This window comes from Fictibacillus terranigra (genome assembly GCF_030412265.1).
Classification (GTDB): Bacteria; Bacillota; Bacilli; order Bacillales; family Fictibacillaceae; genus Fictibacillus_C; species Fictibacillus_C terrinigri.
Genome location: NZ_JAUHLN010000001.1, coordinates 402,177 through 422,370 on the forward strand (window position 1 = coordinate 402,177; position 20,194 = coordinate 422,370).

A 20,194-nucleotide genomic window follows, 5' to 3' on the forward strand; every position below is an offset into this window, starting at 1 on the left:
AACGGATACCAATTTGAGCAATAGTTTTATAAGCTGAAGAGGGCTGCCGAAAAAGGCAGCCCTCTATTTATGGTAAAACAACTTCTCCATATGCTTCTGCTTAAAACGCTTAGGCGACTCTCCCGTAAACTTCTTAAACAGCATCGTGAAGTAGTTCGGGTTGTCATATCCGACCAGCTGGGCGACTTCTCTTATCTTCAGGTTCGTTGAAACAAGCAGCCGTTTCGCTTCGCCCATCCTTCTTGTGATGAGGTAGTGGATCGGCGAGAGGTTCTTTTCCTCTTTAAACACATGTGAAAGGTAGTAGGGACTGATAAAGAAGGCTTCTGCCAAGTCTTCTAAAGAAAGGCTCCTTGTATAGTGTTTATCGATATATTCTTTTATTCGGTGAGAGAGGGAGTCGTTCTTTTCGGTTGATGTGTCTTGATGATGCAGATGGATGATGCGGTGAATGACGGTTATGAGTGCCGTGAGCAGGTGCTGGCAGATCATCTCGTACCCTTCTGCTTGAAGGGCCGCTTCATCAAAAATCTCGGACACGTATGTTTCAATTTTAGAAGAATATTTATTACGGCGAATGACCGGATTGATGCCGGATGGTATGACATGCAGATCCTTTAAGCCTTCGATGGACAGGTTGGTGATGCCGCAAAAATACGTTTTTAGCGGATGATCAGGGTTAGACCATTCTTCGTGGAGGACGTCTTTATTGTAGACCAGAATGTCTCCTTTTGATGCTTCGTACGTTACTCCATCAATAATGAACGTCCCTTTTCCATCACAGATATAGACAATTTCACTGAGGTTATCATGCTTATGGCTTGAAAATTTCCAATGCGGATTATTGCTGATCTGCCCTGCATATAAAAGATGCGGGGCTTTTTGGATGTTTAAGGTTTCTGGGCCATCGGCACTTTGGTTCATGGAAAACTTCATTTGAAGACCCCCCGGTGGATTGATGCTCCTTTAAGTGTATAAGATTTACCGTCTGATCACCATAGTGGACAGCAAGATATGATAGTTTTTACTAAAAATGAGCAAGAAACTGATGGTGCATGAATGAAAACGCCATCAGACGGGTTATTCACGGCCGTTTTACGGAGCGAAACCACAAGATATCTTAGTTTTATGAGAAGGACAGCAACATCGTTTATTGTATTGATTTGCTGTGAGCCCTAACATGGAACCAATCAAAGGTACTATAAAAGGAGGAAGTTATATGAACCAGAAGCTGAATAATATTCTTGAGATTGCTGTTCCGCTGAATGAGAGGAAAAATAATGAGCCGCTGCGTGTCTTGAGTGAGGAGGATTGGAAGTTCTGGAAGGAGAACGGCTATGTGATCATACGTGATGCAGTTCCGAAAGACCATATCGATCGGCTGGCGAGGCTGATTTGGGATTTTGAAGAGAAGGATGCGGATGATTCCTCCACATGGTATACGGCGGCACGGCGCGAAATCGAGATGGAGGAATTGAAGAATACCGGCATGGTAGAGCTGTACAACCATCAATACTTATGGGACAACCGCATGTATCCAAAGGTGTACGATGCTTTCGTTGATATTTGGGGAACGGAAAAATTGTGGGCGAGCATTGACCGCTGCAACCTCAATCTCCCGATGAAGCCAGGGCACGAGTATAACAGCTTTATTCACTGGGACGTCGACACTTCGCTCGATCCGATTCCGGTAAACGTTCAGGGCGTTCTCTCACTCGTTGATACGGATGTGGATATGGGAGGATTCCAATGTATTCCTGAACTTTATCGTGACTTTGATGAATGGGTAAAAGATCAGCCGGCCGACCGCGATCCGCACAAGCCGGATACGGCGGGCTACACACCGACAAAAGTCGTGACCAAAGCGGGGGATTTACTTATCTTCAACAGCATGCAGCCGCATGGAATCCGTCCCAACTATTCAGATAAGCCGCGCCTCGCCCAATATATCTCCATGTTCCCGGCGCAAGAGGAGAATGAGCCGCTCATTGCTACGCGAGTAGAGTCATGGAAAGAGAGAATTCCACCGAGCGGCAAAGCCTTTCCTGGCGATCCCCGCAACCTGGAGCATGAGAAGTATGAGACCGCTCAGCTGACAGAACTAGGGGAGAAGCTGTTGGGGTTGAAGAAGTGGTAGCTTGGTCTTTTGGGGTGCCAGGCACCGGTTTTACACACTTGTGTAATCGCGGTGCCTGGCACCCGCCAATATGTTCCTTTTTAATCCCGTTTAGCCTATAATGGTTAAAAATAGAAGGGGGCTATATTATGGGAGAGCTGCAGACCGAGAGATTATTGTTGAGGGCGTGGAAGGAGTCAGACGTCAAAGACTTGTTCGAATACGCGAAAAGTGAGTTGGTGGGCCCGAATGCCGGCTGGAAACCTCATAAAGATGAGGAAGAAAGCAAAGAGATCATCCAAATGTTCATGGAAAGCAATGACGTGGTGTATGCCATTGAACTGCTCTCTGAAAACAAGGTCATCGGCAGTATCGGTCTGCATGATCGAAAGCCCGATGTAAGCCTTTCCCATTACAAGCAAAAGGAGATCGGATATGTGCTCAATCCAGCTTATTGGGGAAAAGGATATGTCCCTGAAGCCGTACACCGGGTGATTCAGCATGGTTTTGAAGATCTCGATCTAGATATTGTATGGTGCGGACATTTTGATTTTAATCATAATTCCAAGCGGGTCAATGAGAAATGCGGATTCAACTACCGTTTTAGTGAAAAAAAGAAATTGGACCGGTTGGATGGGCGTGAAGTCACCAGCTTGTATTATAATATTTTGAAGTCTGAGTATGAGGATCGCTTAAATATAAAGGCATCAAACACCGTTTAAAGAGTGTGATAGAAAAACACCGTGACAACGGTGTTTTTTATTTGGCGAAAGTGCTGGGAGTGATGTACTGCCAATTGATTTTATGAAAATGATGTCTTCTGTGAGTAATGGCAGAGAAACCGTGAGTAAAGTCAAAGTTTCCGTGAGTATATCGTGTCGAACCGCGAGTAAATAGAGCATTTCTGCAAGAAAGGCATGTCGAATCGCAAGTAATCGACACAGTCAAATGCATCACCCTTTTCCGGCAATTAATTTTGCATCATATGAAGGAAAAACCAGCATACAGTTCGAATGTTTACCTAGTAAACAAGGGAGTTGATCGATATTGATTGTAAAACAGCGAAAAGTACCTATTGTCATACACAAACTGGAAGCTTTACTGAGAAGGCTGCCTCCAGGGCACCCGAAACGGCCGATAATTTCTGATCATCTGGCAAGACGTATGGCTGGTTACAAAGGCGAGCTTGCTCTTGACTATCACCTTAAATTTCTCCACAAGAAAAATTTCCACATTCTGCATGACCTTCGGCTTAAAGATGGCGATTACTTTTTCCAGATTGATACCCTCATCCTTTCCCCTAGCTACATTCTCATTTTAGAAGTGAAAAATATCTCAGGAACACTTGTTTTTGATCACAATTTTACACAGCTCATTCGTGTGTCGGGTGAAAAAGAAGAAGGCTTTCCTGACCCGATATTGCAGGTTGAACGGCAAGGTACACAACTCCAGGAATGGCTTTCTAATCACAAACTCCCCAAGGTTCCCATAGAAAGGCTTGTAATCATCAGTAACCCCAACACTGTCATTAAAAACACTCTTTTAAAGCTGGATCCCGCCACGGCTAAGCACGTCATCCACAGTGCAAATCTCCCCTCAAAAATAAAAAGGTATGAAAAAAAGCATGCCATCGAGCAGTTAAACCCCCAGCAATTAAAAAAGCTCTCCCGTAAACTCGTCAACAGCCACATTCCAGATGATCCTCAAATTCTCCAGAAATTCCAGCTTTCTTCAAAAGAAATTTTAACTGGTGTCGTATGCCCGGAATGTTTTATGCTCCCCATGCACCGAATGAATGCTAAGTGGGTATGTACAAAATGCGGATCGTTCTCAAAAGATGCTCACGTTGCAGCCATCATGGATTATAAACTTCTTTTTGGACTTTTAATTACCAACTGCCAGCTCAGATCCTTCCTGCATTTGCCCTCAATTTCTGTTTCCACTCGCATTCTCCAATCCATGAATCTCGCATCCACTGGAACCTATCGAAATCGAACCTATGTGATGAAAATAGAAGATTGATGTTACTTGAGGTTGTGAAAATGATGTGTTCTGTGAGTAATGGCAGAGAAACCGCGAGTAAAGTCAAAGTTTCCGTTAGTAAATCGTGTCGAACCGCGAGTAATGCTTCGGTTTCCGTGAGTAAAGCCAAGAAACCTGCAAGTAATCTTCCAAACAGGTAACAAAAAACATGCAGGTCTCTTATCATGGCATAGGGAATCTATAAAACATACTGATTTTTGCTATGAGAGGAGTGCCTGCTGTGAAAATTGTTATTTTAGGATACGGCTTTATCGGAGACATTCACCTGAACGCCTACCGGCAGATGAACGATGTAGAAGTGGCGGGGATTTATTCGACGACCCGAACCGGCGATCTACAGGGAATTCCCTTTTATAATGATCTGGAGCGATGTCTGGAGATTGCGGATGTGGTTGATGTCTGCCTTCCTACTTTTATGCACCGGGATGTTTTTGAAAAAGCGGTGGAGAGGGGGAAGCATGTTTTTCTTGAAAAACCGATGGCGCATACGGATGAAGACTGCCAGCGCATGCTGGAGCTTGAAGAGCGGAGCCGCTCAAAAGTGATGGTCGGACAGGTGCTGCGCTATTTTCCAGAATACCGAAAGCTTAAGGAGAGCATTGATCCTGATAAGCCGGCTTCCACACTGCTTTCACGGCGCTCCCAATTGCCGGTGAGTGCAAAAAACTGGTCGCTTGACCGAAGCAATAGCGGCGGGGTTATCCTGGACCTCAGCCTTCATGATATTGACTTTGCACGATGGGCGTTCGGTCCGGTCACTCGGGTTTATGCCCAAACTGATCCCGATCATTATTATGCCCTCATCACGCTGCGTCACGAAAATGGTTCGATCAGCCGTATTGAAGGCAGCTGGCGGTATGATGGCGGATTTGCACAGGAAGCGGAAATCGCACAGGAGAATGATTTGTTGACGTTTAACAGCCAAGAAATTCATCCGCTCATGGTTCACCGGAAGGTTTCCCTTAAAAACGATTCCACTGAAGTTCCTCCTGTTCTGCGGCGGGATGATCCTTGGTATCTTGAACTGAGAGATTTTGTTGATAGTATCCGAAACGATGGGCCGGTTCCCGTTACGCTGCAGGATGCTTATGAAAGTACGAAAATTGCACTGCTTGCCTTGCGATCTGCTCATGAAAAACGACCGATTTCCTTAGCGAAGGAGCTGAACAAACGATGAGAATCTCCATTTTATCAGCCGCCCATGTCCATCTGGATGCGTTCGCGTCTGCCGTGAAGCTTTGCCCAGGCACGGAGTTGGCGGGTATCTTTGACGATGATGCTTATCGCGGAAAGAAGAAAGCGGCAGAGCATTCCACCATTTGTTATGACAGTTTGCGAGAGGCATTGGACGAGTGCGACGCGGTGATCGTCTGCTCGGAGAACACCAAGCATGAAGAGCTGGTACTGGCGGCATTGGAAGAGTACAAGCACGTCCTTTGTGAAAAACCATTGGCTGTATCAACTAAAAGTGCCTTACTCATGGCTAAAAAGGCGGTCGAGCAGGATGCTGTTCTGGCCACTGCTTTTCCATTGCGTTTTAATACGCCGGCCGTCCAAATGAAACGGATCATCGATCAAAAACAAATCGGTGACATTTTGGCTTTTCATGGTAAGAACCCGGGTCAGTGCCCGAAAGGCTGGTTTATCGATAAGAACTTGTCCGGCGGGGGTGCGCTGATGGATCACATTGTTCATCTCACGGATCTGATGAGATGGCTGACTGGGGCCGAAGTGACACGGGTCTATGCGGAGGCCGATTCGTTCCTGGTCCCGTGCATTACTATAGATGATGTCGGCCACGTGCAGCTGGAGTTTGATAATGGAATCATCGCCGACATCGATCCGAGCTGGTCGCGGCCTGAGGGGTATCCGACGTGGGGAGGCATAGATCTGCGGGCCACAGGAACGGAAGGAGCGATCGACTTAAAGGCGTATGCCCAGAACATCATCCAGCATAACAGTACAAAAACGCTTCACCATAACTTTGGTGATTTTGAATACCTTCACATGCTGAATGCGTTTGTTGAGACGATCCATAAAAATCCGACGGAGCTGGCCGATGCCTGGGACGGGGTGGCGGCAACAAAGATCGTCGAAGCGGCGTATCTTTCGGCGAAGGAGCATGAAGCTGTAAAGATCTAATATAATATACTTTGGGCTGGTTGGAGGAGCAAAAATGCTCCTCCATTCTGCTGAAAAAAGCGATGACAGGTGAATGGCGAGGAGGATCTTTTATGAGCAAACTAAATGAACTATTCCGTAAAAGGCTCAACATTCCAGAAAGCGAAAATATTACGTTTGAAACGTTGGATCAAGTGCTTGAAAAAACGGCAACGGCCATACCTTTTGAAAACATATGCGTGATTGATAATAGAACACGTGACATTTCAAAAGAAAATTTAATAGAAAAAATTCTGGTGAAAAAAGAGGGAGGTCTTTGTTACGAGTTGAATTCGCTTTTTTATTTCTTCTTGATTGAAAATGGATTTCATGCAGTCCTCGCGCGGGGGGACGTTTACGAAATTGCTGCTCAAGAGTACCAGACCCTTGGGAGGACTCATGTAACGATACTTATTACTCACGAAGAACGAACGTATTTAATCGATACGGGTTTTGGAGGCAATTTGCCTCTAAGGTCGGTCCCTTTAACCGGAGAAACGGTAACCTCCTATAATGGGGAATTTCGGATTAAAAAAATGAATGGTGAACATGGAGATTATGTGCTTGAGTTGAAATTGAGACATAAAGATAAAGATTGGCGAATTGGGTATGCCTTTGATTCCAAGAAAACGATAACCGACGTATCCGAATTTAATGAAATTCAAACCATTATTTCCGAACACAAGAACTCGCCCTTTAATAAACATCCATTAATGACCCGGCTGACCAATCAAGGGAACGTAACACTGACCCCAACCTCTTTTACTCAATGGGAGGATGGTAACGTCACAAAAGAAAAAGTGGATAAGGTAAGATTCAAAGAGCTGGCGATAGGGCATTTTGGGATACACCCTGATTCATAATGACCTAATCAAAAAGGCTTTTTTAATAATTTCCGAATCCCTTGACCGATCCTTTTTACCCCATCGGCGATGAGTTTTTCATCTGCTTGAGAAACGCTGAGCCTCAGTGTGTTTTGTTTTCTGAATTCAGGAAGGTACATCCTCTCGGTACTGTCGAGCAATAGCTGATCTTCTCTCAAACGTTCAATCAATTGAATCGCTTTGATGGGGGACGGAAGTTTAATTGGTTGCGCTTACATAAAAAGAATATTCTAAATTTACAATAAACTTGTTGACTTGGCATTTTGAAGCTGTTAATCTTAGTTTTAAAATTGAACACGAAAGTCGATGACGAGAAAAGTAGGATAATATTTTTGTTGCACAGAGAGTCGGTGATGGTGGGAGCCGATGAACAACCATTATCTGAAGATCATCTCGGAGATACAAGGCTGAAAGGGGAAGTAAGCCTTGTCGGGTAATCCGTTATAGTGTCTTTTAGACTGGAGAGCCGGAGTTTTTTTGCTTCGGAACTAGGGTGGTAACGCGAGCTGACTCGTCCCTATTGGGGTGCGAGTTTTTTTTGTGAAAAAAATACGAGTTTTTTTATTGAAAAAAACGAATGAAGGAAGGAAGAGGATGATGGAACAGGTACAGCAACGTCAAAAAATGGTGCTCGTCGAAGATATCATGATCGCCAATCAACGAATCAAAGATGTGGTCCTCCATACGCCGCTGCAGTATAATCCGCTGCTGTCCGCACAGTATGACTGTAAACTCTATTTGAAGCGGGAGGACTTGCAGGTTGTTCGCTCCTTCAAGCTCCGTGGTGCATACAACCGGATCAAAAAGCTGAGCCAGAGGGAACTCGAGGACGGCATCACCTGCGCGAGTGCCGGGAACCATGCCCAAGGTGTCGCTTATTCCTGCCACCTGCTGAAAAGCAACGGCAAGATCTTCATGCCTACGACAACGCCAAAACAAAAGGTGAATCAGGTGAAATTTTTTGGCGGTGAACATGTGGAGATTGTTCTGGCTGGAGATACGTTTGACGATGCGTACGAAAAGGCGATTACCTGCAGCGAGGCCGAAAACAGGACGTTCATCCACCCGTATGACGACGTCGATGTGATTTCCGGACAAGGCACGGTAGCGGTGGAGATTTTAAATGACTGCGACGAAAACATTGATTATTTGTTTGTTCCGATCGGAGGCGGGGGCCTCGCTTCGGGTATCGGAACGTATTTAAAGAGCGTTTCTCCGCAAACGAAGCTGATCGGTGCTGAACCGGCGGGTGCTCCGGCGATGAATGAATGCATGCAGCAGGGGAAACATGTTTGTCTTGACCACATCGACCCGTTCGTTGATGGGGCGGCAGTAAAAAACGTCGGGGCGCTTACGTACGAGATCTGCCAGGAACTCCTCGATGACATTGTTGTTGTACCAGAAGGAAAAGTATGTTCAACCCTGCTTTCGCTCTACAATCAAAACGCGATTGTCGCTGAACCGACCGGCTCTCTTTCCCTCGCTGCTCTGGATGAGTATGCTGATCAAATCAAAGGGAAAACGGTCGTCTGTATCGTGAGCGGCGGCAATAATGATATCGGCCGCATGCAGGAGATCAAGGAACGCTCCATGATCTACGAGGGCTTGCAGCATTATTTCATCGTTCATTTTCCGCAGCGTGCCGGTGCGCTTCGTGAGTTTTTGGATGAAGTGCTGGGACCGGATGATGATATCAACCGCTTCGAATATACGAAGAAAAATAACAAAGAAACCGGGCCGGTGCTGGTCGGCATCGAGCTCAAGCATAAAGAGGATTATCCGGAGCTGATCCAGCGAATGAACCGCAAAGGCTTTGCCTATCAAGAAGTGAATAAAGACAAGACGCTGTTTCAGCTGTTGATTTAGGAGGGAGATGACGTGCAGGACGCACGTCATCTTTTTTATTCAAAATTTCTGTGCGTCTAAGAAGTTTGTTCATGTGGAATAATTGCATTATCTAACGAGTAACGAGATAAGAGGTTATATCATGAATCCAAGCGTTCAGGATAAAAAGTTAAACAAAGCGGTATTCCATTTTATATTTCCTTTTTTGATCAAGCCGGATAATGAGCAAGCTCTGATGAATGATTTGCTGGACGAAAACTATCAGCATTTTAATATAGAGGATAAACAGCTGGAACAAGCATTCTATGGGGAAAATCAACGGGTGTCCCACAGAAATATGGAGCATTATTATTTGCCTTTTACATCTAAAATCCTCTTCCCGACCCGGAAGGAGGATAGGGGATTTCAGCGTTTTTCCAAATCAATCGACCAAAAAGTATCGGTAGTCTCTGAGTATTTCACTCTTCCATTTCTTCTCCTCTCTGTCGATGTCATCATTTGTCCATTTGGATTGGGCTTTCTAAGCTTACGGACAGAAATCGCAAATAATGACTTAACGTATACTGAGGCTTTAGAATATGCGGCCAGATTTAGAGTGATGGAAGATCGTACAACCCTGGATAAAAAATCGCAAATTTCATACCAGGGCCGTACTTTTAATCAAGTTGAACATTTCATTTTTGAAACAGTAGCCCCCATGATCCTGCCGCATTTTGATAAGGAAGGAATCAAGGGTTCCCATTTTGAAACATTGCCCTATTTTATTGATGAGCGGATGTATGTTCAAGGCTTTTTTTCATTTGAAGAGGGCGAATCCATTGATGAATCCGATATTTATCGAGCTGGGCAGCTGGATGGTATGGATGAAAAGGGGCAGCCATTTATCGGTGCAAGCAGCAAACGGTATTTGAAAGGGTATATTAAGGAACAAACCTACTGCCGCTGGGAACCGGATACTTACTATGTTACAGACCGGAACAGTTTTTGCTGTTTGACCAACCAACAAGGAGAAGTCCTGGACTCTCTGATCAGTCAAATGTATGGAGAATATTATTATAGTCTGCTGCTCAATTTATTTCACAAAATTGTCCTATTAAAATTAGCGAATGAATATTCACAGGTGAAACTTGAATCCGATCGGGAGAAAGTAGAAGACTTGATTCGATCCATTACCCGGTTTTCATCTGAATATTTCTTTTTGGAACTTGCATCTCAAACTCAGGGCAGAGAACTATTCGTTCAGTTGAGGAAGGTGTTTGGCACCCAAGAACTATATGATGATGTTAGAAACACGCTTTCGAGTTTATTTAAATATCAATCCAATTTTTCATCGGAACGAAACGGCTATCTGTTGTTAATCTTAACTGTCTATACCGTCGTAAGCGGGATTTATGGAATGAACCTCGCCATTGAAGATCTCAAAGGCGATATAAACTGGGACAAGATGGCTGGATACTCATTGTTTGAATCTATTGCCTTGATTACGGCGATGAGCGGATTAATCATTGGCATTCTGCTGGGAGCGAAAAGCATATACAATTGGGTCCGAAAAAAACGGAGAGTAAGACAGGATTAGTTTTCTTCTCCGAATTTAGCATTTATGATTTCTTCTTTGCCATAAACGATGACACGATCGCCATCCTGAAGCTCCTTCTTATTCAGGTTTTCTCGTAGGGGCCTGTTCCCACGAATGAGGGATAAGACATGCAGGTCTTCCCCGGGCTTGATCAAAGACTCTATTTTTTGCCCGACAAAAGGAGAATCGCCCTGTATATGTATGGAAGTAACATAATCATCGTCTTCAAAATAAAGAACATCCTTTATGGGCAGCTCTGACAAAGGATACGTATCCTTCGTTTCTTCTTTCAATTTTTTTGAGAACGTTTGTTTTATGATAGGTAATTTTAATAGGAAAAGAAGGAGGATCAGGATGGAACAGATGACTGTTAACTCTGTTGTCTGAAAATTATCAGAAAGTATATTGCTGATGGAGGAGATAATCACGGCCAGTGAAAATGCGCCAAAGAGGATAAGGAAGGCGCTGATCTTCCTTCGTAGCGGGTGATCAATGATTAACTTTGATTCATCCGTAGTAAAACCCGTACCGGTCAGCATGGAGATGACCTGATATCTCGAAATTTCAGGTTCCAGTCCTGTATACACCAGCAATGTTGAAGCGATTTCAATGACAAGTGCAACAAATAAAAGATATAAAAAAATGAAGAAATAACCCATAATGCCTCCAAATGATATGTTATCTGTAATTATTCCAAGTACACATGCATTTTAACCATCATTAAGAGGCAGCGAGAGGGGAGTGAGATCCGTTGCTGCCCCTCACCGTTTTCAGAATGGCAAAACACTAGCCATTCTTAACACTTGCAGACCATGAGATGATTTCCATCCGGGTCCTTAAAATTAAAATAGTGCCCATGTTCGATTTCAGTTGTTAACTGGACTTTCTTGCTTTTCATATACTCGTAGGCTTCCTCAATATTGTCCGTATTGAAATGGAATAAGGGTGTGTTCACAATCGTTTCTTCTGAAAAGATCTTGCTGTCCAATACAATCCCCGCACCCTTCATCGGCAGGATATAAAGATGGCCGAACAGTATTTCCCCATCTGCCGGTAAACCTAAAAGATCACAATACCAATCCCGAGCGTGTTCAATGTTGTTTACAGGAATAAAGACCGTTCCGATTTGATTTAAAATAGGACTGTTCAAAAAGAAACCTCCAAATCTTTTTTTCGTTCATGTAGTACATTCCCCTTTTTTTCGGATCCTCCTTCTGGTTGAAGGAAAATGAAAAAAGGAGAAGGGGGTCCCTTCTCCTGGATTCTGCTTATTTGTAAACGGACAAAGGTATGTCCACGGCAGGAGTTCCAGCTGCATAAGGGGCAACCGAGTACTCGCCGAATTTCAAAGTAATACCATTAAAATTAAAGTAAAACTCCGCATCACGTTTAATATTTACATCACTTTGACGGGTGACATAAAAAGTATCTTTATGCTGTTTCATATAGTTATACGCATATTTCTGTACAGCTTTGTATTTCGCATCACTTGTAAGAATGCTGCTCAGTTTAATTTCCTTGCCGTCGCTGACCGTAAAATTATATCCTTCGAGGGATGACATCCCGTGCGCACCGCCAGTATATTGATAGTCCTGGAAAAGAACACTCAGCTGCTTGCCATCATTATATTTAACGGAATAGCTGGATTGGTATTCATAGTTGCAGGAGGAAGGATACTCCTTGCATATTTTATCTCCCTGTGCCTCTTTTTCGTCTTTCAGCAACTGAAGGTATTCATTGTATGATGCTTTGGCATGGCTCAGCAGTACAGCGTTGATTTTATCCTGAGCTTTTTTGCTTTTTAGTCCGGCCACTTGAGGATAGGTTACAGCCTTCGTATTTTTATATAGATGTTTACTGATCGTTACACCGTTAAAAAATTTCAGATACTTGGTAGAGACATAGGCCTTCTTGCTTTTATAGCGGATCTCAGACCAGCCGGATTTGGTTTTTGAATAAACGGACACCGTCGCACCGGATTTTAAAGAGCCGACGATTTTGGCATTTACGCTTGGAGCGTTTCGGACATTTAATGTTGTTTTAACACTAACAAACGCGGTCTGTACGGATGCGGCCTTTGCCTCGCTATTCACAAAAAATACGGAAGCAATCAAAGCAAGCGCGATTGCAAGCATGGTGAAGCGGAAGATTGATTTTTTCATCATTACATGACACCCTTCATTTATTTTTTAACACTAGTTGATGACGCGTTTTGCGCTGATCACTTTTGTCTTCCAATAAGCGTCTTTTATGTTAATCGATTTAACACCCTTTGATGCTGCAGCGATGACTTGGCTGCCTCCACTGTAGATTCCAGCAAAGGAAGGTTTCTTTTTGCTGTTGAGATCAAAGAATACTAAATCGCCTTTTTTAGTTGAGATGAACAGCTGAACGGGATTAGCCTGTGCCTGGAATTGAGTTTTGGCTTGAGTTCCCGCGGCAGCCTGCGTCTCAAACCCTGCTGGCAGGATGAGTGATGCGGCTGATACGGAAACGACTAACCTTTTTTGATTACGTTCCTCCAATGAACCTTTTATGTAATCCAAAGGGACGATCGTTATATTACATTTATGTTACAAAGGTTACAGTGAAATTACAACAGGTATTTTAGACTATTTTTCCAAAAATGAGCCATACAGAATTTCTGGGCGAATCGTCATAGTCGTACGAAACTGAGGTTTCCGCCAGCACACGAGCGGGTAAAAATTTTTAGGGAATGGCTCAAACTCCCGAATATTCCTAACTATACAAGGGACAATATGGAAGTATTTGTGTAATTGAGGCAGTAACTGAAAAAGGAGACTACATAATGAAGAAAACCGTCGCTGATCTATTGGTCGATTCGTTAAGACACGCTGGAATTGAGCGAATTTACGGGATTGTGGGCGATTCATTGAATGCGGTGCTGGACTCCATTCGCCGGTCGGGAAAAATTGAATGGATCTCGGTCCGTCATGAAGAGGTCGCGGCCTTTGCTGCGGGCTCGGATGCCGTTTTAAGCAATAGTATCGCCGTCTGTGCGGGTAGCAGCGGTCCAGGGAACCTCCATCTGATCAACGGACTTTACGACTGCCATCGCAACCGGATCCCGGTGCTCGCTATTGCGGCGCACATTCCAAGCAATGAGCTTGGCGGAGATTATTTTCAGCAGACCCGTCCAGAAATGCTGTTCAGAGATTGCAGCCATTACTGCGAGGTGCTTACTCGTCCGGAACAGATGCCGCGCATGGTCACGATGGCGATGCAGCACGCGATCGGCAAAAAAGGCGTTTCAGTGATCATATTGCCGGGTGATGTGGCTTCCCTTCATGACGAACAGAAGGTGCCGGAACAAGTGATTCATGTAACAGAGCCGGTGATTCGTCCATCAGAAAACGAGTTGCAGAAGCTTGCGGATTACTTGAACAAAGGAAAGAAGGTAACGTTGTTATGCGGAGCGGGATGTGAAGGTGCGCATACTGAGGTGATGGCCTTATGTGACGCGCTGAAATCTCCAATGGTCATCGCGCTCAGAGGGAAGGAGCACCTCGAGTATGACAATCCTTATTCTGTCGGACTGACGGGGCTCATCGGGTATTCGTCCGGTTATCATGCGATGATGGACTGCGATGTGCTGCTCATGCTTGGGACTGATTTTCCGTATCGGCAGTTCTTCCCGGAAAAAGCCGTTATTTTACAGGTTGATATCCGGGCGGAGCACCTTGGACGAAGGGCTGCCTTAACGTATGGATTATGCGGGGATGTCAGGCATACAGTCGAGTCACTGCTCCCGTTAATAAAAGTGAGGAAAAGCACGAGTCACCTGGACAAGCATGTGAAGGACTATGCGAAAGTGCGCAAAGACTTGGACAAGCTGGCCACCGGGAAAAAAGGCAAAGCACCGATTCATCCGCAATATTTAACAAAAGTGGTCAGTGACCTTGCTGACGAGGATGCGGTTTTTACTTGTGATGTGGGGAGCCCAACCTTATGGGCGGCTCGTTACTTGGAGATGAACGGCAAACGCCGGCTGTTAGGATCGTTCAATCATGGCACGATGGCTAATGCCATGCCGCAAGCGATAGGGGCACAGGTCTCACAAAGAAAGAAGCAAGTCGTCGCTCTTTCCGGAGATGGCGGACTCTCCATGCTGATGGGTGATCTTTTGACGATCAAGCAGCATCAATTGCCGGTAAAAGTGGTGGTGTTCAACAATGAGTCACTGGCCTTTGTTGAGCTGGAAATGAAAGCGGCGGGATATTTGGAAACCGGTACAGGCCTTGGACAAACCAGTTATGCCGCCATCGCGGAAGGAATGGGGATCCACGGTATCCGTGTCGAGGATCCGGGTGACCTGGAGGGTGCCGTTAAACAAGCGTTTAAACATAAAGGCCCCGTCCTCCTTGATGTGGTCGTCAACCGCCAGGAGCTTGCGCTTCCGCCAAAAATTGAGTTCGAACAGGCGCATGGATTCACGCTCTGGATGCTCAAAACCGTGCTCAACGGCAAGGGAGACGAACTGATCGAGCTGGCGAAGACGAATCTGTTTAGATAGCTTTTATGAACAAGTGGCATGCAGAGTGTTTTTTATTTATATTTAAGAGTGCTTGTTAGACGTACTATTGCTTTGTAAGGCAAGCGGATAAGAGCAAATACTATGGCTTCGCATATTTTGGTTACAGGATTTAACTCGGTGATGGCTGGAACTCTGATTTTATCTGTATTTGGCATGGCTTTTCCGCTCATTTACTATCGGAATTATTCTGGTTTGAAACCTGTTCTAATGAAAACTTTCATTTACATGAACTTCCAACGAACCAGCTGCTGCGTCTGGCAGCTTTCACCCAAATGAAAAGGCCCCATCAGAGGCCTTTTTCGTGTTTAAAATAGAATTGTTCTTACTTGATTAGTTCGAACCCGAGTTCCAAACGTGTTGTTTTGTACTTTTAGAAGTTTCATCGGCTGTTCATTCAAATTGGCCAACTGTGCTTCTTCCACAGCATGCCGTGCTTCAAAAGACGCGGAGATTTCTTCGTCCGTTGCATTGTAAAATCGCAGCACATAGCGATCTTCTTTTTCTGCTTTTTTCAGCGTGCTCAGCACGGCACCAGGCTGTACCTCGTTTAAGAAGCTGTAGCTGAGCGGAGTTTTTATTTCTGCGTTGTTCAGCTTCATGGCGTTGAACGGGATCTTGTTATAGAAATGGATCGGTGTGAGATACTCTTTCGCCATTCGTGCCACATTTGCTTTCAGCGTAGAGTCTGAATGAATCACAAGTGAGAAGTCCAAAGAAATCCTCCCAAGCAATTGTGAGTCAGGTGTCGGAAGTTTAATACCAGAAGGACGTCCTGGCCTTCTCAGCATATTTTCCTTTCCGAGAACACCCACACTTCTAAACAGTGTTACCGCAATGGTGTCATACTCCTCACCGACAATTTCATATTCCCGCGAGCTGTTTGTCAAAAGACTCACGCCGTATTCCTTGTCCGATAAACCAGCATATGTCAGCATCGGATAAATGCTGTCAGGACGTTCGTCCCAGTCTTCCTCTTCCCAAATATCCATCGCTTCATCGATAACATGGCGCGTAATTGATCCAAATTGATTATCGGAAACAGAGAAGGAGGAAGCAATGCCCGTTGGAATCAGCGCTCTCAACCGATGATCTTTTGCATGGTTATCGATATCAAAAGCGACCTCAATGATCGGCTTATGATGAGCAACCGTTACAGTGATCTGAACATCAACAGAGCTGTTTGCCAACAGGTTCTTTCGATCGTCCAGGTTTTCCGGAACAGTCAGGCTGTATCGAATGGTAATAACAGCTTCAAATTGATTCTGTTTAATATTCACATCCGCTTTTGCTTTATCACTGTAGATCAGCTTTTCGTCTGGCAGGGGGGAGAAGTCGTACTCATCACCGTCATCTCCGCCATCCTCCAGCATCAGGATATTACTGAAACGCTTGTTTAGTTTTTTATCGAAAATATTTAGTGTTCCGTTCGGATTGACGGTGATTTTATAAAAGTCCGTTTCCACTTGATCGACTGCAGATTCAGAGCTTCTCACTTCCGTGTCACTTTCCGTCACAAAATATGTTTTATATCCCATGGCTGGAATACGGTCTTTCAATTGAATGGTGTACTTGATAAAAGGATCATAGTTTCCATAATGAACGATTTGGCGGTCGATTAAGCCCGGATCCATAATTTTCTGGTCCAGAACCTCAAATTCCAGCTCAGCATTATTTTCATCCACCAGTTTAAAGGAGCCCAGTTTCGAAATGACACTGGCAGTCATCACATCCTCGCGCTCATATGGCAGCAGGTTGAAAGCGGAAAGGCGGTCCTGTTCCGTTTCTGTAGCCATTGAATCCACAATCTTGCGTTTATAAAAGTGAATGAGCTGGTCGACTTTTTCCTCTGCAAGGAAAAAACGGTTGGATATTTCCTGATGCACCTTGTCCGAGCAGCAGCATCCGATACTGTCGTGAGCATGGTTCTTCATGATCTCTTTCCAGATCGGCTCGATCAGCCCGTGATGATACTCAAAGCCAAGACTGTATGCCAGGGAAGCGAGCGGTTCTAAAATATTGGTGATCTTGTTCTCAATCCTGGTATTGGCTGCCTTGATGTCCATGCGGGTAGAGTAGATGCTGCGGTGAACACGGGAATATTTTCCGTCCAGGAATTCGCCTGTTAACGTTGGAAGTTCTTGATTTCTTTCAAGCTCCGCAAAAATATTTTCATAGCGGCTTAAAAAGAATTCACGGTCTGGATATAGCTTTCGCAGTTTTTCCATAATCGTAAAGATATTCTTCTGAATCGGCATCTGGTCATGTCCGTTTGGCAGTATGATGTTCCCGGTTGTTGCTCCGCGATCCAGTACGGCGAAATATTTATTGATACGTTCCTGAAGCTTCTCCTCATCCTCAGGCAAATATTTACCGATGGCATAGCCCAGTGGAAACAACTGAACGAGGACCTTTGAACCTTCGTCTGTCTCCCAATAAAATTCTGTTTTATCCGTACCGTGGCGCTCAGAAGTTCCCCGCCAGAAAATAGAGTACTTAATGTCAAAGCCGTTTAAGATCTGTGGCATTTGTGACGATTGTCCGAATGAATCGGGCAGATAGCCGATCATCATCGGACTCCCTAATTCTTCGCAATCCTTCAGTCCATAGAGGAGATTGCGGACGATGGATTCTCCACCTACCACCATTTCATCTGTTTGGGTATACCACGGTCCGATAATCAGCCTGCCTTCCTGAACAAGTTTTTTCACTCGATCTTTGTTCTCGGGTTTGATGGCGAAATAGTCTTCGAGTATGGCAGTCTGTCCGTCCAGAACATAGTGGGGATACTCAGGATTCGTTTCGAGCATCTCCAGGATTTCTTCCATGTTGTTGACAAGCAATATTCGAGATTCCTCCGTTGAAAAATACCACTCTCTATCCCAATGCATATGGGGAACGATATGAACGTTTTTCATGATGTCCTCCAATTTTCTCTTTTGATTTCACATTAAGCCGCAGCTTGTGATGACTGTTTCTCTTTTCGCATTTTTCTTTGCCGGGTTGCGATCAATAAAACCATTGAGATGGCTCCTCCGATAAGAGCTGCTCCAAACCAGATGCCGCCAGCTGCAAGTAATGGCTGCCCTTTTAATAAAGCAAGAGAGAAGATGCCTGCGCCCGGTACATTTAATCCGATGTGGAAGTAGGAAACGATGGCTCCTGTAACGGCAGATCCAGCAATCAATGACGGAATGACGCGTAAAGGATCATTGATCATAAACGGAATGGCTCCTTCCGTAATCCCCGCTAAGCCGAGCAGCCAGGTTTGCTTTCCGATTTCCTGTTCGGCTTTTGTAAAATGTTTTTTTCCGAGAATGGTTGCCCCTGTTACCGAAAACGCGGAGACCATTTTGACAGAGGCGAACGTTGCATATGGGACAATGTTACCGCTGGCCATCGCGCCAATACAGAACGTGTAAGCTGCTTTATTCACGGGTCCTCCCAGATCAAAGGAAACCATGGCACCGATGATGGCACCCATAATCAAGGCGTTTGTGCCAGACATGCCTTTCAGCCAGTCGATCAGACCTTCGTTGACAAAAGCCAATGGCTTGCCGATAACAAAAAGCATGATCGATCCAACGACGAGCGTTCCGACGACGGGATACAGCCAGAAGCTGATAAAACCAGCGAACGTCCCTTTAGGTTTGACCGTATTCTTCAGGAATTTTATGAAATAACCAGCCAAGATTCCGCCTAGCATACCTCCGAGAAAACCACTGCCGATCAAGTTGGCGGCAATCCCTGCAGCGAACCCGGGGCCCAGTGCAGGTTTATCGGAAATGGAATAGGCCATGTAGGCTGATAGAATGGGAACCATCATTGTTCCAAGCAATGTTCCCCCAAGCTGTCTTAACAGCCAGAGCCATGATCCTTCCTCGTTGAAGAGGCCCTGCAGATCAAAGGCCTGAGAAAACAGTACAGCTGCAGCGAGTGTCATTCCCCCGGCAACGATGACCGGAATAATGTAGGAGATACCAGTTAAGATGGAGTCCTTGATCTCTGTTTTAAAGCCCTTGCTGTCATTTTCTTTTGTTTCAAGAGAGAACTCCTTTCTGTTACCGCTTTCAGATTTAGCCAGCGCTTGATTGACAATATCCTTTGCCTTTTTAAGCGGGGCAGCAACAGAAGTTTTCACCTTTGGCAGGTGGCTGTATCGTATTTCATCTTTGACTGCTACATCCGTTGCAAAAATGACAGCATGGGCTTGCTGCAACTGAGCATGGGTGTGTTTGCCGTCAATACCGTTGGCGCCTTGCTTCTCAACGATCACGTTTACGCCAAGTTCGTTTCCGGCCTTGACCAGGGCTTCAGCAGCCATGTACGTATGTGCAATGCCTGCTGGGCAGGCGGTAACGGCAAGAATGGTCTTGCTGAGGCTTTGTCCTTGCTGATCCGCTGTTTTTGGCTCTCTTTGTGGATCGAGTTTTTGAAAGAGATCATGATTGGATGTGGAGTGAAGCAGCTCGTTCTTATACTCTTCATTCGATAAACGGGTCACGAGTTCAGCTAAAAGCGAAAGGTGAGTAGAGCCTGCCTCCGTTTCAGGAATCGCCAGTAAAAAGACCAATTCCACTTCATTGGACGGATCGATGCTCTCCCATGTTTTGATCGGCTCGTCCAGTGTAATAACAGCGAAGGCGGCCTCTTTTACCGCCGTTGATTTTCCGTGCGGAATGGCTAAACCGCCTTCAAATCCAGTAGGGGATAAAGCCTCCCGGTCCATTACTGCCTGGTAAAATTCTTCTTTAGAATGGAGTTTGCCTTGCTCGTCCAGCCTGTCAACCATATATTTGATCATTTCATCTTTGGAATGAAAGGCTTGTTTTGTACTGATTAAATTTGGAGAAGTAAGCCTCTGCAGCAACATGAATGGAACCTCCCTTATCTTGGTTCTTTCGTAATGTGCCTTCATACTAGCATAAAAAAAATAAGAAGAATTTTTCTTCTTATTTGTACACTGGGTTTTTAAAAAATAGCGCTTTCATGTGTAATTATACACAGATGTCTTGTCG

16 protein-coding genes and 1 other annotated feature are annotated in these 20,194 nt (G+C 44.9%); of the genes, 9 read left to right on the forward strand and 7 right to left on the reverse strand.

The genetic code is table 11. From position 1 onward, the window contains the following. Positions 1 to 63 precede the first annotated feature (63 nt). The gene (locus QYF49_RS02050; protein ID WP_290397967.1) at positions 64 to 936 is read right to left on the reverse strand and encodes an AraC family transcriptional regulator; all 873 of its coding nucleotides are present in this window, start codon (positions 934 to 936) and stop codon (positions 64 to 66) included. Between the two features lie 283 nt (positions 937 to 1,219). Between QYF49_RS02050 and QYF49_RS02055 the strand changes: the two genes are divergently transcribed. The 8 genes from QYF49_RS02055 (at position 1,220) to QYF49_RS02090 (ending at position 10,624) form a co-directional block, all read left to right on the forward strand. Then, positions 1,220 to 2,137, forward strand: coding sequence for a phytanoyl-CoA dioxygenase family protein (locus tag QYF49_RS02055; protein ID WP_290397968.1), 918 nt, complete (start codon positions 1,220 to 1,222; stop codon positions 2,135 to 2,137). 128 nt (positions 2,138 to 2,265) lie between these two features. Beyond that, positions 2,266 to 2,838, forward strand: a complete 573-nt coding sequence (locus QYF49_RS02060; protein WP_290397969.1) for a GNAT family N-acetyltransferase — start codon at positions 2,266 to 2,268, stop codon at positions 2,836 to 2,838. A gap of 325 nt (positions 2,839 to 3,163) precedes the next feature. Then, complete coding sequence (locus tag QYF49_RS02065; protein WP_290397970.1) at positions 3,164 to 4,138, forward strand: nuclease-related domain-containing protein; 975 nt, start codon at positions 3,164 to 3,166, stop codon at positions 4,136 to 4,138. 241 nt (positions 4,139 to 4,379) lie between these two features. Beyond that, positions 4,380 to 5,336, forward strand: coding sequence for a Gfo/Idh/MocA family protein (locus QYF49_RS02070; RefSeq protein ID WP_290397971.1), 957 nt, complete (start codon positions 4,380 to 4,382; stop codon positions 5,334 to 5,336). Then, positions 5,333 to 6,301, forward strand: a complete 969-nt coding sequence (locus QYF49_RS02075; protein ID WP_290397972.1) for a Gfo/Idh/MocA family protein — start codon at positions 5,333 to 5,335, stop codon at positions 6,299 to 6,301. Before QYF49_RS02070 ends, QYF49_RS02075 begins: the two co-directional genes overlap by 4 nt. A gap of 92 nt (positions 6,302 to 6,393) precedes the next feature. Next, complete coding sequence (locus QYF49_RS02080; protein WP_290397973.1) at positions 6,394 to 7,182, forward strand: arylamine N-acetyltransferase family protein; 789 nt, start codon at positions 6,394 to 6,396, stop codon at positions 7,180 to 7,182. A gap of 318 nt (positions 7,183 to 7,500) precedes the next feature. Beyond that, positions 7,501 to 7,725 (forward strand) — a binding site (T-box leader). 72 nt (positions 7,726 to 7,797) lie between these two features. Further along, positions 7,798 to 9,069 carry a threonine ammonia-lyase IlvA gene (ilvA, locus tag QYF49_RS02085; protein WP_290397974.1) on the forward strand — a complete coding sequence of 424 codons (1,272 nt, stop codon included), beginning with the start codon at positions 7,798 to 7,800 and terminating at the stop codon, positions 9,067 to 9,069. A 121-nt stretch (positions 9,070 to 9,190) separates the two neighbouring features. Beyond that, a complete protein-coding gene (locus QYF49_RS02090; RefSeq protein WP_290397975.1) occupies positions 9,191 to 10,624 on the forward strand; it encodes a magnesium transporter CorA family protein in 1,434 nt (477 codons plus the stop codon). Here QYF49_RS02090 and QYF49_RS02095 read toward each other — a convergent pair. From QYF49_RS02095 to QYF49_RS02110, 4 genes are all read right to left on the reverse strand, one after another. After that, complete coding sequence (locus QYF49_RS02095) at positions 10,621 to 11,283, reverse strand: TrkA C-terminal domain-containing protein (RefSeq protein ID WP_290397976.1); 663 nt, start codon at positions 11,281 to 11,283, stop codon at positions 10,621 to 10,623. The genes QYF49_RS02090 and QYF49_RS02095 overlap by 4 nt on opposite strands. A gap of 137 nt (positions 11,284 to 11,420) precedes the next feature. After that, the gene (locus tag QYF49_RS02100; RefSeq protein ID WP_290397977.1) at positions 11,421 to 11,774 is read right to left on the reverse strand and encodes a VOC family protein; all 354 of its coding nucleotides are present in this window, start codon (positions 11,772 to 11,774) and stop codon (positions 11,421 to 11,423) included. 118 nt (positions 11,775 to 11,892) lie between these two features. Then, positions 11,893 to 12,789 (reverse strand): PdaC/SigV domain-containing protein, encoded by an 897-nt coding sequence (locus QYF49_RS02105; protein ID WP_290397978.1) that lies wholly within the window; start codon positions 12,787 to 12,789, stop codon positions 11,893 to 11,895. A gap of 30 nt (positions 12,790 to 12,819) precedes the next feature. Next, a complete protein-coding gene (locus QYF49_RS02110; protein ID WP_290397979.1) occupies positions 12,820 to 13,149 on the reverse strand; it encodes an NlpC/P60 family protein in 330 nt (109 codons plus the stop codon). Positions 13,150 to 13,433: 284 nt separating this feature from the next. On the opposite strand from QYF49_RS02110, the gene poxB reads away from it, so the two are divergent. Next, on the forward strand, positions 13,434 to 15,158 hold the full coding sequence (gene poxB / locus QYF49_RS02115; RefSeq protein ID WP_290397980.1) for a ubiquinone-dependent pyruvate dehydrogenase: 1,725 nt from the start codon (positions 13,434 to 13,436) through the stop codon (positions 15,156 to 15,158). A 326-nt stretch (positions 15,159 to 15,484) separates the two neighbouring features. Here the strand turns inward: poxB and mngB are convergent, their stop codons facing one another. Together mngB and mngA are read right to left on the reverse strand one after the other, a co-directional pair. After that, entirely contained in the window at positions 15,485 to 18,094 is a 2,610-nt protein-coding gene (mngB, locus tag QYF49_RS02120; RefSeq protein ID WP_290397981.1) for a mannosylglycerate hydrolase, read from the reverse strand. A gap of 32 nt (positions 18,095 to 18,126) precedes the next feature. Then, complete coding sequence (mngA, locus tag QYF49_RS02125) at positions 18,127 to 20,049, reverse strand: PTS 2-O-a-mannosyl-D-glycerate transporter subunit IIABC (RefSeq protein ID WP_290397982.1); 1,923 nt, start codon at positions 20,047 to 20,049, stop codon at positions 18,127 to 18,129. Positions 20,050 to 20,194: the final 145 nt, after the last annotated feature.

Coding starts and splice junctions, on each gene's coding strand:
- QYF49_RS02060 (WP_290397969.1), top strand. CDS start 2,266: ATGGGAGAGCTGCAGACCGAGAGATTATTGTTGAGGGCGTGGAAGGAG.
- QYF49_RS02105 (WP_290397978.1), bottom strand. CDS start 12,789: ATGATGAAAAAATCAATCTTCCGCTTCACCATGCTTGCAATCGCGCTT.
- QYF49_RS02050 (WP_290397967.1), bottom strand. CDS start 936: ATGAAGTTTTCCATGAACCAAAGTGCCGATGGCCCAGAAACCTTAAAC.
- mngA (WP_290397982.1), bottom strand. CDS start 20,049: ATGTTGCTGCAGAGGCTTACTTCTCCAAATTTAATCAGTACAAAACAA.
- QYF49_RS02055 (WP_290397968.1), top strand. CDS start 1,220: ATGAACCAGAAGCTGAATAATATTCTTGAGATTGCTGTTCCGCTGAAT.
- mngB (WP_290397981.1), bottom strand. CDS start 18,094: ATGAAAAACGTTCATATCGTTCCCCATATGCATTGGGATAGAGAGTGG.
- QYF49_RS02095 (WP_290397976.1), bottom strand. CDS start 11,283: ATGGGTTATTTCTTCATTTTTTTATATCTTTTATTTGTTGCACTTGTC.
- QYF49_RS02075 (WP_290397972.1), top strand. CDS start 5,333: ATGAGAATCTCCATTTTATCAGCCGCCCATGTCCATCTGGATGCGTTC.
- QYF49_RS02090 (WP_290397975.1), top strand. CDS start 9,191: ATGAATCCAAGCGTTCAGGATAAAAAGTTAAACAAAGCGGTATTCCAT.
- ilvA (WP_290397974.1), top strand. CDS start 7,798: ATGATGGAACAGGTACAGCAACGTCAAAAAATGGTGCTCGTCGAAGAT.
- QYF49_RS02080 (WP_290397973.1), top strand. CDS start 6,394: ATGAGCAAACTAAATGAACTATTCCGTAAAAGGCTCAACATTCCAGAA.
- poxB (WP_290397980.1), top strand. CDS start 13,434: ATGAAGAAAACCGTCGCTGATCTATTGGTCGATTCGTTAAGACACGCT.